We start from the raw sequence: 13,507 nt of genomic DNA, 5'->3' as shown, positions 1-13,507 counted from the left end.
TGAAATGATTAATTTTTAGAATTAATTAAAAATATTAAATTTAAAATTAAATTATCAATTTAATAAAATCACCTAATACGAGTAATTCAGACAATACTTTTAATAGGATTTTTTGATTGGCAATGACAGTTTGATAGATTATAACTATCAAATTTAAGTTAAGTTAATGGTAAAAACGATTTAATATCATTTATATTTTTCTGTATTCTCTCTTCGAAATCATATAAACCACGTTAGGATTATTAATTCTAGATTGGATTCATATAGGTGAAATTATATTTTTAATTAAACTAATTTCGATTAGTTGTGAATTAAAATATATAAATTAATCATATTTAATCTTTAGATGTAATAATAAGAAACTCATATTAGGAAATGACAATGAAAAAAGTATTATTGACTGCGATTGCAACTACAATTATTGCTTCATCATCTGCTTATGCTGCAACAGAAAATGCGGGTGGTGGCCAAGTTAATTTCTACGGTAAAGTTACAGATGTTTCTTGTACTGTTTCCGTTGATGGACAAGGTAGCGATGCTAAAGTTTATTTAGCGCCGGTTTCAATCAAAGAAGTTAAAGCAGCTGAAGCAAATACTTATTTAAAACCAAAATCTTTTGTTATTGATGTAACAGAATGCCAAGGTACTGATGATAAGACTAAATTAGCTGTTACCTGGACAGGTGGTAACCTATTAGTTGGAACTAAACCTGACGGTAAAAATATTGGTTATTTAGCAAATACTGATTCAACTGGTGCTAAAGATATTCAATTAGTATTAGCAACCAATAATGATGAAGATCTAAAAACTAAAATTAATCCATTAGATGCAGAACAGCCTAAAGCTAATCCAACTGATATTGCTGAAGGTTCACGTTTTACTTATTTCGTCGGCTACGCAACTTCAACACCTGAAGATGTTACAACAGGTGTTGTAGAAAGCTACGCAACTTACGAAATTACTTATCAATAATATTAAATGTATTAAAAGTAATATTTATCTAAGCGGTAGGTTTACTGCCGCTTTTATTTAGAGGTTCAAATGAAAGCAATTGTTTTATTTTTCTGCTTCGTTTTCAGTTTATCTTCATTTGCGAATAATATTATTGTTAACGGTACACGTTTTATTTACGCTGGAAATGAAAAAGAAATTACTGTGCAGTTAAATAATACAGCAGATCGCCCTGCCGTTGCACAAGCTTGGTTAGATACCGGAGATGCAGCAGAAACTCCAGATAAAATTAAAACACCATTTCAAATTACACCTCCTATTTCTCGTCTTGATGCAAAAGGTGGTCAAACACTGCGTATTAAATTAATGGATAAAAATGGATTAGCTCAAGATAGAGAAAGTTTATGGTGGTTAAATATTTTAGATATTCCGCCTGTTGTTCGTAACACAGGAAAAGAAGATCAAAACTTTTTACAGTTAGCTATTCGATCTCGGTTTAAATTTATTTATCGCCCAGAAGGTCTTGGGGCTCGTGAATTAGCACCACAAGGACTTATTGTTAGTGCCAATGGCGATAATTTAATAATAAATAATCCCACCCCATTTTTTATTACACTAACTAAAATTTCTACTGATGGAAGAAATGGATTAACAGATAAAGCGATTATATTAGATCCCAAAAGTCAAGTTTCAGTGAAATTAAAAAAACCAGTTAAAACTGGTGAGAGTATTATTTTAAATAATATCAACGATTATGGGGCAGATATAGCAGTTAAAACAACTGTTAAATAGGACAGAAAAATGAAACGGCGAGAGTTAATAAATAAATATAGCAATACACTCTCTGTAACCTGCTTTGTCACTGTATGTATGATGCCTTCGTTTTACGCATGGAGTATAGAAGGCACGACCTACGAATTTAACAGTGGATTCTTAGTAGGCAGCAAAGATAATGTTGATTTAGATAGATTTAATACTGTTCCTATTAATGAAGGTAAATATTCTGTTGATGTTTATACCAATGGTAATTGGAAAGGTCGCTATGACCTCAATATTACACAGCAAAAAGACGGCAATTTAGGTGTATGTTACACCCCTGCTATGTTGAATAATTTTGGAATTAATGCTGAAAAATTAAATTCTCTGTTATATACACAAGAATCAACTTGTTTGCCTTTAAAAGAATGGAATAACGTTAAAGACGTTAATGATAAATTCCACTCTTCAAATTTACGCTTAGATATTACCGTTCCCCAGATATATGAACAGCGAGTATCACGAGGATATGTTGCTCCACAATTTTGGGAAAAAGGGATTCCAGCACTTAATGTCGCTTACATGGCGAACTATTATGACAGCCATACGAGTGGATCTCATGGACAAAATTCCGCTAGTGCATATCTAGGATTAAATGCAGGTTTATCTGTTGATGGCTGGTTACTTAAGCATATTGGTAATTTAAGCTGGCAACGAGCAGGTAGTACAAGTTGGAATAGTAACCAAACTTACCTACAGCGCCCTATTATCGCTATCAAGTCAAAAATGACAGCTGGCCAGTTTTATACTGATGGCGATCTTTTTGACAGCATAGGATTACGTGGTGCCAAAATTGCTACCGATGACAGCATGTATCCTGATGGAATGACATCTTATGCACCTGAAATTCGTGGTATTGCCCAAAGTAATGCCTTAGTCACAGTACGTCAAAATGGCGCTATTATTTATCAAACATCCGTATCGCCGGGTCCTTTTATTTTAAATGATGTTTATCCTTCTGGTTATGGTAATGACCTTGATGTTACTGTTAAAGAAGCTGATGGCAGTGAAAGTAGTTTTAGCGTGCCATATTCATCATTAGCACAACTTTTACGTCCTGGTTTTACTCGCTACCAAATTGCTGCGGGTAAATCAGATACGGAAGGATTACATCATCGCCCTTATATTGTGCAAGGCTCTATTCAACATGGTTTAAATAACACATTTTCCCTTTATGGCGGTATAACTGCTTTCGATGATTATCAAGCCTATTTAATGGGAACAGGTATTAATACTGGAATTGGTGCGGTTGCCTTAGATATAACTCAATCGAGAACAGCATTAAAACATCAAACACATAATGGCCAGAGTTATCGAATAACGTTTAATAGATTAATTTCGCAAACTGATACTAATATTTCATTAGCGGCATATCGCTATTCAACAAAAGATTATTTTAATATTAATAATGCATTATATGCGATTGATAATGATAAACGTGATGTTGCAAATAACCATTGGCGAGAAAAAAATGGCTTTAGTTATACCGTAAACCAAAACTTACCTGACGGATTTGGTGGCCTTTATTTTACAGGACGTATATCGAGTTATTGGGAACGCTCCGGTACAGAAAAACAATATCAATTTAGTTATAACAATCAATATCAACGTGTTTCTTACTCTATTAATTTTATGCGCCTTTATTCCGATAATAATTTTAATGGGAAAAAAGACGATCGTATTAGTTTGAATTTAAATATTCCTCTTTATTTCGGGGATAGCTACAGTACAACATTATCATCAAATACAACGTTTAATAATGAAAAATTCGGCTCAACACAACTTGGTGTTAACGGTTCATTAGATGATGAAAATAACTGGACCTATGGAGTAAATACATCAACGGCAACTGGCGGTGAACATAGTATTGCCTTAAACACAGGCTATCGCACACCATTTATTAATACAAATACGAATTATAGCCAAGGTCAAGGATATAGACAGTTTGGTGTTGGTGCTAATGGCTCAATGGTTGTTCACGCCGGCGGCGTTGTTCTTACGCCAAATACGTCAACAACCATGGCTCTCATTGAGGCAGAAGGCGCTGAAGGTGCATCGATTATTAGTGCTCCCGGCGTGCGAGTAAATAAAGGTGGTTATGCATTAGCACCTTATGTAAGGCCATATCGGATCAATACAATCGAAATTGACCCTAAAGGAAGTCCAGAAGATATCGTTTTTGAAAATACATCAAGCCAAGTTGTCCCATATGAAGGCAGTATCGTTAAAGTTAAATTTGGTACAAAAGTTGAGCATAATCGTACTTTTAATGTCGTACGTCTTGATAAAAAACCAATGCCATTTGGTGCTGAAGTAACTAACTCAAAGGGTGAGTCAATTGGTGTTGTTGGACAAGGCGGCACAGTATTTATCAGTAATGAAGAAGCCAAAGAAGCTTATGTGAAATGGGATAATGGCCAATGTGTATTTTCTCTGGAAGCAGAAACCAGTAAGGATAGTCTATGTCGATAAATATAATTTTGCGTGGTGGAATAACTCTGGTCGCTGTTCTTTCAAGTATTTCAGCTTATGCTGATTGCAGAAATATTAATAAAAATCCTGTCGTAATTAATATGGAAATGGGGAGAGTAATAGTTTCTCCTGATTTACCCATCGGCAGTATTATTAAAGAACAAGATTATCCTATGCCGTCTAATACTCCAGTATATGCAAGATGTACAGGCGGCACCCCGATGGATGCGATCATTACTGCAACGGGAATGGTTGAATATGCTAATAAAGTCTTTAGCACCAATGTACCTGGTATTGGATTACGCTTTGAAAGAAAACCAAAAGGTAGTGGCAATATTGGTATGATTTATCCTGATACCTATAAAATAGGAGGAAGTTCACTCTCTCGCCCTGACGTGAGCCTAGCTGATTCATTATTTACTTTGCAAGTCATTAAAATAGCAGAAAATACAGGTTCAGGAACGATCAATGCAGGGGAATATACACGTTATGGCTATCAAGTTAATTCTGGTGGAATACCCGCTTTAATTATCAAATTAACAGCAAATGCCATTACCATCGTTTCGCCATCTTGCAAAATTACCTCAGGCCAAAATCAAGACGTTCATTTAGATACGGTTAGACGTACCGAATTTACAGGTAAAGGAACTACAGCTGGTGAAAAACAGTTCCCAATCAATTTATTATGTAATGGTGGAATTAGTATTTCTCCAGATGCAGTGTCTGTGAATATGACTTTTTATGGAGATTTGGCTTCTAATACAAATCCACAAGATGGGGTTTTAGCGAATATTGCAAAATCATCCGCTGCGCAAGGTATTGGTGTTCAAATTCTTACCGCTCAGAAAAAAATATTATCTTTAAATAAAGAATATAAAGTTGGTGAACTTACAACTACAAACGATAAAAATATTAATATGAATTATATTGCCCGCTACTATCAATATGGCGATAAAGTTTCTGCTGGTGAAGTACAGGCTAAAATGCAATTCAATATAACCTATGATTAATAGGAATTATTCAATGAAAAACTGGATTATAGTTATATTCTTTTCATTAGTAGGTTATGCATATGCTGCACCTGCATTTAAAACTAATTATGATGAAGGTAAGATAAATTTTTCTGGAAAAGTTGTCGATGTTTCTTGTGCAATCTCAGTCAATGATCAGGGGAGTGATGCAAGTATTTATCTTGCCCCTATTTCGTTATTTGAGATTCATAATAGTGAAGGTGGAGCCTATTTAAAATCACAAATGTTCACTATTAAGCTTTCTCAATGTCAATCTATTACTTATAAAGGTAATAGAGTCGATGGAAACTTAAATAATATTAGTGTTGGTTGGTCCGATGGCTACCTTGTCACTAAAACTAATTTTGAAACAACCGGACTCCTAAAAAATATGTTAGCTGATGGAGCAAAAAATATTAATTTTGCTTTAGCCATTAATGATAAGTCTATTTTGGATGCAAATAATAAAATCATTCCTGCTGGTCCAAATCAATTAAAAGTTATTCCTATAACATCAGATAATAATGATGTTATTTTCCAATATTACATTGGGTATGTCGCTCAAAAGACAAGTGAAGTTACAACTGGGTTAATGGCTAGCTATGCTACGTATGAAATAAATTATAATTAAAAAATAGAGTTGTAAATAAAAAATAACATAGCAATCATTGTCTATGTTATTTTTTTATTATGCACCATAAAAATCAATCAATACATTTATTATTATAAAGCATAATAATAAATATAATTTCAACAATTAAACTCTTGGCGTATTAAATAATATTTTCATCAGGAATAATCACACTTTCTGCCGTATATTTTAAATCAATATTTTTTTCTTTAATTATATTATCCTCAATAAAATAATCTTCATCAAGAATACATCCTTCGAAGAACCAGTCTATCGGACACTTTAATATAATCGCTATTTTAACTAAGTGATTTAAAGGTATTTTATTAACACCATTCTCATAGCGAGATACCTGCTGTTGACTTATATTTAATTTCTTAGCCAAATCAGAACCTGAAAAACCCAATTCTTTTCGGCGTGACTTTATTTTAATTCCAATGAAATAATGAATATCCATGTTGATACCCTCGATTGATTAAGGGATAAAGAATATACTCTAAAAGTATTGCTAAATTATACAAGATATTAATTATTAAAAAAACTATTAATTGATTTATATTTAATATTTTATCCATCAAATCCAATGATGCATTCATGCAATCTATAAAACCAAATAAGTAACATATTAATATAAATATCTGACTGTGATTATTAAAAAATATTTAATACGTTCTTTTTTGGTATTTTTAAATTTTGTTTATAATGAGAAAACGTTAAGGTAAATATTTATGCTTGAATAACCATGTAAACAGAATGATTATTTCTCACTCTAATAGCTCCAATATTGACACTCAAAAACAGACTTAAAAATAAGAGTATTATTAATTAATTGCAGTATTTCATCATACTTAATATCAGATTAATAATAATGAAATATCTCTATTTCATTTAAAAAATTAATAGCAAACATTACCACTTGAAATATAAATTAATTAAAAATAACAATTAACATTAATTCAATAAATATCATCAACATTATTTTAATTAATAGCAAAAWTAAAAAAAGTAAATTGATAAAGACAATTAAATAACATTAATAGTGTCGAATATAAAACCATTTGCATATTGTTTTATTTTTCAACAATGGGATTGTTAACCAAACAATATTAAAGAATATTTAAAACCATGATAATAATTTATAAAAATATTTATATTATGATACTACTCAATAAAAATATCATAGCCTCTTATTTTGATAAAGAGGCTATGACTTACAAGATATTAGCGTGCTAATATCGTGACCCACATAGGGCCTTTGCCCACAGGGTAACGTGCTAATTCAGTTAATTCGCCTGTAATTGAATCTATTTTCGAAACAGAAATACTATCTGATTTTTGTCCACTTGAAATTAAAAAACGCCCCGTTGCATCAATATTAAAACCGCGAGGTTGTTTTTCTGTCGGATAAGTTGCAGCTAATGTCAATTCACCACTTTCTTCTGAAATTAAAAAATGGCTAATATAACTGTCTGAGCGTTCACTTGCATAAAGATGGCGCCCGTCAGGCGTGATGTGAATATCTGCTGCCCAGCGCTGGCTTTCACTTCCTTCTGGATAAACATTAATATGCTGAATTTGGCGATAACGTGTATATTTGCGATAAACATTAATCGTAGAATCTAGCTCATTGATACAATAAATCACTTTTTCTTGTGGATGTAATGCTAAATGGCGAGGACCTGCACCTTTTTCAGAACTTATTTGATCTGCCGAGGCTTCCGTTAATGTGCCATCTTCATGTAAATCAAATAAACGGATATGATCCTCACCAAGACACGGCACCCAAAGCTGTTGATTATCAACATCGACATGAGATGAATGTGGGTTACGCAGGCCTTCTACCACTTGGATTGCCGTTTGTGGAATACCATTATTATCAATTGGTAAAACGGCAAGATTATGTTGGTGATAAGAAGGAACAAACAGGTATTTCCCATTATTATCCAGTGACAAATGCACTGGCGTACCCGGGATACTGGTTTCCGCTTTAAAATTCAACGTACCATCTTCTTCAATTTGATATGTCACTACGCGAAAATCAGGTCGAACCCCAATATAAAGATACTTTTTATCATGACTCACAACCATTGGCTGTACTTCACCAGGTGTAGTCACCGTTTGCAAGAGAGTAAGCTCACCAACATCATTCATTGACCAAACATGGATTTGATGGCTTTCTGGGCTTGCGACATAAATAACCTGATTCATTCTTACTCCTTCACTCACGATAAAATAGACATTTTTCATTATGCCAAGTTATTGCAAGATACACTAATCTCACAGAGGACAGCGCATGAAAATAATGAGAAAAACAGCGAAATAAATCAAAAAATGCTATAAATCAACGTTTTTAAGGGAAAATTGATTTAGTTAGTCACTAATATCCGCTATGATTATCGATTATTACTTAGCCTATATACTAAATTGTTTAAATTGCAGCTGGACAGCCCCAAGAGTCAGTCACAAGGAACAATTTCTATTCAAGTGAATATGTTCGGACATGCTGCGGTTTGAAATAAACGTGTATATATTGAAAAATCATGTGGAGCCATACCTATGTCTTACCGCGTTATTGCGCTCGATCTTGATGGAACACTACTTGATCCTCAAAAGAAAATCCTTCCTGAATCTCTCGCTGCACTAAATGAAGCTAGACGCCAAGGTGTCAAAGTTTTAATTGTGACAGGTCGTCACCATGTTGCTATCCATCCTTTTTATCAAGCGCTCAATCTTGATACACCAGCAATCTGCTGTAATGGCACTTATCTCTATGACTATTTAGGTAAAAAAGTTCTAGAGTCCAATCCCATGACATTAGATTCTGTTGAAAAGATGATTAATCGGCTTCATGGTACAGATATACAGCATTTGATGTATGTTGATGATGCCATGCTATATAACGCGCCGACAGAAGGAATTAAAAGGACATTGAGCTGGGCGGAAACATTACCTGAAGCGCAGCGCCCTACTATCCAGTTTGTCGAAAATTATGCAGACGTTATGCATAACTATAATTCGATTTGGAAATTTGCTGTTAGCTCAGAAAATTTAGATCAACTCAAAGAAGTCATTAGCGGCATTGAAAATGATTTTAATTTAGAGTGTGAATGGTCATGGGTTGACCAAGTGGATGTCGGCCGTAAAGGTAATAGCAAAGGCCAAAGACTTAAACAGTGGGTTGAATCTCAAGGAATGACAATGAATGATGTCGTTGCTTTTGGTGATAATTTTAATGATTTAAGTATGCTAACGACAGCTGGTTTAGGTGTTGCTATGGGAAATGCAGTTGATGAAATCAAACAGAAAGCTAAATTAGTCACACGCGATAACACTCAACCCGGCATCGCTGAAGTCATCCACAAATACGTTCTATAGTTCAAAAATAGGATGCTTAACATAAGCATCCTATTTACCAATATATTTATCAATAATTATCCAAATCAGCGATAATTACCTAATATAAACAATGACCTGCTATAAATAATTACCCAAAATAATTCGTTCCGTAGCTAGGCGGTAAGTTCAAGAATCGCTAGGAGCATACATAAGTATGTGACTAGCGCGAGTGAACGCGACCAACAACGCTATGGGGAGAAGTATGAAGGGTAATTTGGCGACTGAGAGAAATACTCTTCACCTGCGCATAAACCAACATCCCTTTTCTAAGCGACAACTCATCCTTCGCCCAACGCGTAATTCTTGCCCATAAATAATGTTGATCGCCAACATCTAGCTTCACATCCACTTGCTCGCCATTTTCTTCCCACTCAACGACTTCCGTTGAGAGAATATTTCGAATACTGCTCATTTGCGGTTTTTCTAATGCTAATGACACATCCGAGGCATCAATACGCAAGCGTAATTCATCACCTTCTTGATTATTAATGCGCGGTATCCACAATTTTTGTCCGCCAACAATAACAGAAGTCATTGCATAATCAGGATGATGGCTGTGACATGTCACACTCAGCACACTGCTTAACGTTTCTTGTTGCAACCACGGTCGTAATGCACTACTCGCCCAAACGTCCTCTAATAGGCCAAATGCTTTTACTTTACCTTGTGCCATAACAATAACTTTATCTGCAAGACGCAATATTTCATCGAGACTATGGCTAACATAAAGGATAGGGATTTTGACATCTTGAGATAATTTTTCAAGATAAGGCAATAATTCACGTTTACGCGGTAAATCTAATGATGCAAGCGGTTCATCCATCAATAAAATTTCAGGTGCGGTCAATAGTGCGCGACCAATTGCCACTCGCTGCTTTTCACCACCAGACAAAGTAATTGGAAAACGGTCGAGTAATTTTTCGATTCCTAATAAGCCAACAATTTCATCAAAACGACTATTCATCTTTGGCGGCATACCATAACGCAAATTACTTTTAACTCGATAATGAGGAAATAACCGAGCATCTTGAAATACATAGCCAATATGCCGTTTTTCGGGAGGAAGACAAATCCCCTTTTCAATATCAACTAATGTACGTCCATTCAGGACAATTCGCCCCTTATTTGGTTTAGTCAATCCGCCAATGACATTGATGAGTGATGTTTTACCGGCTCCGGAAAGCCCAAATACTGCGGTAATGCTTTCTGTTGGTAACTCGGTTTTAACTTCAAGTTGCAAATCACCAAGTTTCTGGGAAAAGTCTAGCTCTAACATATTAGATTATCCCCAGTCGTTTTTTGCCCCAACGTGTTAGCCATTCTGACATCAATAACGAGATCAGCGCTAATACAATCGCAATAATACACAATCTGGCAGCATCGACTTCTGCACCTGGTGTTTCAATTAAGGTATACATTGCAAGAGGAATAGTTTGAGTTTCACCCGGAATATTTGATACGAAGGTAATTGTTGCGCCAAATTCACCTAATGAGCGCGCAAACGCAAGCACAACCCCAACAATAATACCTGGAAGAGATAACGGAATAGTGATTGTGAAAAAAACGCGTAATGGTGTTGCACCTAACGTTCTTGCGGCTTGTTCCAACTTACGATCAACGGCTTCAAGCGCTAAACGTATTGCTCGAACCATTAATGGAAATGCAACAACAGCAGAAGCTAATGCCGCTCCACGCCAACTAAAAGTAAAGCTAAAACCAAACCAGTTATATAACCATTCACCAATAAATCCTCGGCGTCCCATACTGATCAATAATAAATAACCAATGACCACTGGTGGCAACACCAGTGGTAAATGGATAATGCTATCGAGCAGTGTTTTGCCGGGGAAATGACAGCGAACTAATATCCAAGCCACTAAAATGCCAAGAGGTAGACTTAAAACAACTGCCACACTTGATACTTTTAAACTTAAATAAATCGCTTCCCATTCATAAGCACTTAACATCTGCAACACTAACTCTCTTAACGTGGAGCGAAACCGTAACGTTTAAAGACCTCAGAAGCGGCTGGCGTTTTGAGGTATTCATAGAAATCACGAGTCGCTTGATTATCTTGGTCTTTCACAATCGCCATTGGATATTCAACTGGCTTATGTGTATCAGCAGGGAAAACACCAACTACTTTAACTTTATCACTGGCTACTGCATCTGAACCGTAAACAATACCTAGTGGAGCTTCATCACGTTCAACCAATGCCATACCACTACGGACGTTATTTGTACGCGCTAATAATGGGTTAACAGTATCCCATGCACCAAGTGTTGTTAGGGCTTCTTTCGCATAAATTCCCACAGGCACATGATCAGGATCGCCAACCGCTAAACGGCCGCCATCAAGCAGTTTTTTCCATTCTGTTTGTTTATTAATTTCTACTTTTTCAATTTTGGAATCTTTTGGTGCGATTAATACAAGTTCATTACCCAATAAGGTATAACGTGTATTTTCAACCATTAGATGTTTATCAATAGCATAATCCATCCATTGTTGATCAGCAGAAATAAACAAGTTTGCAGGAGCGCCTTGTTCGATTTGACGAGCAAGGGTTGATGAAGAAGCATAAGAAGAGACGACTTCAACATTTTTCTCTTTTTTATATTGCGCTGAAATATCATTCATAGCATTAGTCAGAGAAGCGGCTGCAAAAACAGTAATTTTTTCAGCTGCAAAAGTATGACTTGCCATAGAAAGTGTAATCGTGGCACCCGCGAGTAATTTGATCAAACTTTTTTTCATTTCAATTCACCATTGTATTAATTCCTACGCTATATATAGCAGGATACAGCGATAACTTAAAGCCTATGACCAAGATAAAAACTCGAAGTAGTGAAAAATGGGGCAATTATTGAAAAAAATAATCAATTTGACGTAAATAGAAGAGAAAAGACAACAAATAATATAGGAATAAAATCCAATGTAATAACCAGCTTCCTAATGAGAAGCTGGTTATTAAAAATAGAGAGAATTATTTATTATTCTCAGAATGATGGTGTGGAACATGCGCTTTAGATAACAAGTTAAAGAAAGCACCTAGCCCATAGATCAGCCCCATAATTAAAAACATAACGACTGGTACCATCAACAAGGCGAAGCCCATACTTTTAATAATTTCTAACATAAAACCTCTTCAGTGATACTGTGCCCACCAGCCAACTGATGCGCTGACGAGGGAAAATAAAGCTGAATTTCAATAATAACGCAAATTCACGTTATAATGCTCATCATTCTAGACAAAATCCGTTTCTCACGACACACTAAATGTGCTTTTTTAAAAGCCATCTGGTGCCGTTTTCAAATTGAAAGGAAGGGTTCACTTTATGCAGGCTGAAATCTTACTCACATTAAAATTACATAAAACATATAAATCGTTAAATATCAATTTGTTATCTAAATATCAGATTAAAAATAATACAACACAATACCACACTTCACTCTAAATGAATCAATAAGTTACCCCTTCATTTCGAACGAAAAAGAGGGGTAACTATCCCCCCTCCCCCCTCATTTTTGTGTCACAATTTCGGCGCAGTCCGTCACAGTGATTTCCCCTCCATGCTATACTCACTTTATGTCATCCCCCACAGAAAACAAATATGCACAATCTCGCAGAACTACCAAAAGAAGAAAAAGACAAAGTAAATGTCGATTTAGCTGCTTCAGGAGTCGCGTATCTTGAAAGACTCGGCAAGCCCGTAATCGATGTCGAGATTGAACGACAACAACCCGAACACTTGCGCGAGTACTTTCGTGAGCGTTTAGTTTATTACAGAGAATTGAGCAAGCGGTTTCCGCAGGGATATGAGTACGACAGAGAGGGTTAGATACCGCCCTCCTGTTCCTCTTCCAACTCCACATTCTTAGTATCTTCTTCAGCTTGCTTGAGGTTGTGTGTACAGATCAATACAAATTTAGCCACTCAGTGCCATTAAACAACATTTTCTTCTTAGTCTCCCARTTGTATATCTCGTCACCTTGGAGGGCATTTGKCGGCAAATTAGCTGTATTGCTCACAAGTGCAGGCGGTCGTTCTATTTCTATAGTGCTGTTGTCGATGGAATATCTATCAATCCTCTCCATAATTGTTTTTTTTACAGATGAATTAAATACTCATAAATTTTAATTAGTGGAATTTTCCTAAAAACTAAAATTTAGGGTAGGGGAAATAATTTAAAGTACGGGAGTAGCCCCCACTTCCTTTCCGTACAATTGGTT

General features: G+C 35.4%; 13 protein-coding genes. 7 read left to right on the top strand and 6 right to left on the bottom strand.

What is annotated here, in order from left to right:
- Positions 1-381: 381 nt before the first annotated feature.
- From OO7_RS06135 to OO7_RS06115, 5 genes are all read left to right on the top strand, one after another.
- Complete coding sequence (locus OO7_RS06135) at positions 382-972, top strand: fimbrial protein (RefSeq protein WP_008915086.1); 591 nt, start codon at positions 382-384, stop codon at positions 970-972.
- Positions 973-1,041: 69 nt separating this feature from the next.
- A complete protein-coding gene (locus tag OO7_RS06130) occupies positions 1,042-1,743 on the top strand; it encodes a fimbrial biogenesis chaperone (protein ID WP_008915085.1) in 702 nt (233 codons plus the stop codon).
- Between the two features lie 9 nt (positions 1,744-1,752).
- On the top strand, positions 1,753-4,239 hold the full coding sequence (locus tag OO7_RS06125; protein WP_043892664.1) for a fimbria/pilus outer membrane usher protein: 2,487 nt from the start codon (positions 1,753-1,755) through the stop codon (positions 4,237-4,239).
- Positions 4,230-5,249, top strand: a complete 1,020-nt coding sequence (locus tag OO7_RS06120; protein ID WP_008915083.1) for a fimbrial protein — start codon at positions 4,230-4,232, stop codon at positions 5,247-5,249. The genes OO7_RS06125 and OO7_RS06120 overlap by 10 nt, the downstream gene beginning before the upstream one ends.
- Positions 5,250-5,262: 13 nt before the next feature.
- Positions 5,263-5,880 carry a fimbrial protein gene (locus OO7_RS06115; RefSeq protein ID WP_008915082.1) on the top strand — a complete coding sequence of 206 codons (618 nt, stop codon included), beginning with the start codon at positions 5,263-5,265 and terminating at the stop codon, positions 5,878-5,880.
- 142 nt (positions 5,881-6,022) lie between these two features.
- Here the strand turns inward: OO7_RS06115 and OO7_RS06110 are convergent, their stop codons facing one another.
- Positions 6,023-6,337 carry a helix-turn-helix domain-containing protein gene (locus tag OO7_RS06110; protein ID WP_008915081.1) on the bottom strand — a complete coding sequence of 105 codons (315 nt, stop codon included), beginning with the start codon at positions 6,335-6,337 and terminating at the stop codon, positions 6,023-6,025.
- A 764-nt stretch (positions 6,338-7,101) separates the two neighbouring features.
- Entirely contained in the window at positions 7,102-8,088 is a 987-nt protein-coding gene (gene pgl / locus OO7_RS06105; protein WP_008915080.1) for a 6-phosphogluconolactonase, read from the bottom strand.
- Positions 8,089-8,436: 348 nt separating this feature from the next.
- Here pgl and OO7_RS06100 point away from each other — a divergent pair, with 348 nt between their 5' ends.
- Entirely contained in the window at positions 8,437-9,255 is an 819-nt protein-coding gene (locus OO7_RS06100) for a pyridoxal phosphatase (RefSeq protein WP_008915079.1), read from the top strand.
- 181 nt (positions 9,256-9,436) lie between these two features.
- On the opposite strand, the gene modC is transcribed toward OO7_RS06100, so the two are convergent.
- From modC to OO7_RS16450, 4 genes are all read right to left on the bottom strand, one after another.
- Entirely contained in the window at positions 9,437-10,552 is a 1,116-nt protein-coding gene (gene modC / locus OO7_RS06095; protein ID WP_008915078.1) for a molybdenum ABC transporter ATP-binding protein ModC, read from the bottom strand.
- 1 nt (position 10,553) lies between these two features.
- Positions 10,554-11,243, bottom strand: coding sequence for a molybdate ABC transporter permease subunit (gene modB, locus OO7_RS06090; RefSeq protein WP_008915077.1), 690 nt, complete (start codon positions 11,241-11,243; stop codon positions 10,554-10,556).
- Between the two features lie 17 nt (positions 11,244-11,260).
- Positions 11,261-12,031 carry a molybdate ABC transporter substrate-binding protein gene (gene modA, locus OO7_RS06085; RefSeq protein WP_008915076.1) on the bottom strand — a complete coding sequence of 257 codons (771 nt, stop codon included), beginning with the start codon at positions 12,029-12,031 and terminating at the stop codon, positions 11,261-11,263.
- Between the two features lie 229 nt (positions 12,032-12,260).
- On the bottom strand, positions 12,261-12,413 hold the full coding sequence (locus OO7_RS16450) for an AcrZ family multidrug efflux pump-associated protein (protein ID WP_008915075.1): 153 nt from the start codon (positions 12,411-12,413) through the stop codon (positions 12,261-12,263).
- 475 nt (positions 12,414-12,888) lie between these two features.
- On the opposite strand from OO7_RS16450, the gene OO7_RS06075 reads away from it, so the two are divergent.
- Positions 12,889-13,116: a DNA polymerase III subunit theta gene (locus OO7_RS06075; protein ID WP_008915074.1), complete on the top strand. Its 228-nt coding sequence runs from the start codon at positions 12,889-12,891 to the stop codon at positions 13,114-13,116.
- Positions 13,117-13,507: the final 391 nt, after the last annotated feature.

Source organism: Providencia sneebia DSM 19967, assembly GCF_000314895.2.
GTDB lineage: Bacteria > Pseudomonadota > Gammaproteobacteria > Enterobacterales > Enterobacteriaceae > Providencia > Providencia sneebia.
This window is presented reverse-complemented; position numbering and strand designations above follow the sequence as displayed.

Excerpts from the sequence above, each read along its gene's own strand:
- OO7_RS06135 (WP_008915086.1), top strand. The coding sequence starts at position 382 with ATGAAAAAAGTATTATTGACTGCGATTGCAACTACAATTATTGCTTCA.
- OO7_RS06130 (WP_008915085.1), top strand. The coding sequence starts at position 1,042 with ATGAAAGCAATTGTTTTATTTTTCTGCTTCGTTTTCAGTTTATCTTCA.
- OO7_RS06125 (WP_043892664.1), top strand. The coding sequence starts at position 1,753 with ATGAAACGGCGAGAGTTAATAAATAAATATAGCAATACACTCTCTGTA.
- OO7_RS06120 (WP_008915083.1), top strand. The coding sequence starts at position 4,230 with ATGTCGATAAATATAATTTTGCGTGGTGGAATAACTCTGGTCGCTGTT.
- OO7_RS06115 (WP_008915082.1), top strand. The coding sequence starts at position 5,263 with ATGAAAAACTGGATTATAGTTATATTCTTTTCATTAGTAGGTTATGCA.
- OO7_RS06110 (WP_008915081.1), bottom strand. The coding sequence starts at position 6,337 with ATGGATATTCATTATTTCATTGGAATTAAAATAAAGTCACGCCGAAAA.
- pgl (WP_008915080.1), bottom strand. The coding sequence starts at position 8,088 with ATGAATCAGGTTATTTATGTCGCAAGCCCAGAAAGCCATCAAATCCAT.
- OO7_RS06100 (WP_008915079.1), top strand. The coding sequence starts at position 8,437 with ATGTCTTACCGCGTTATTGCGCTCGATCTTGATGGAACACTACTTGAT.
- modC (WP_008915078.1), bottom strand. The coding sequence starts at position 10,552 with ATGTTAGAGCTAGACTTTTCCCAGAAACTTGGTGATTTGCAACTTGAA.
- modB (WP_008915077.1), bottom strand. The coding sequence starts at position 11,243 with ATGTTAAGTGCTTATGAATGGGAAGCGATTTATTTAAGTTTAAAAGTA.
- modA (WP_008915076.1), bottom strand. The coding sequence starts at position 12,031 with ATGAAAAAAAGTTTGATCAAATTACTCGCGGGTGCCACGATTACACTT.
- OO7_RS16450 (WP_008915075.1), bottom strand. The coding sequence starts at position 12,413 with ATGTTAGAAATTATTAAAAGTATGGGCTTCGCCTTGTTGATGGTACCA.
- OO7_RS06075 (WP_008915074.1), top strand. The coding sequence starts at position 12,889 with ATGCACAATCTCGCAGAACTACCAAAAGAAGAAAAAGACAAAGTAAAT.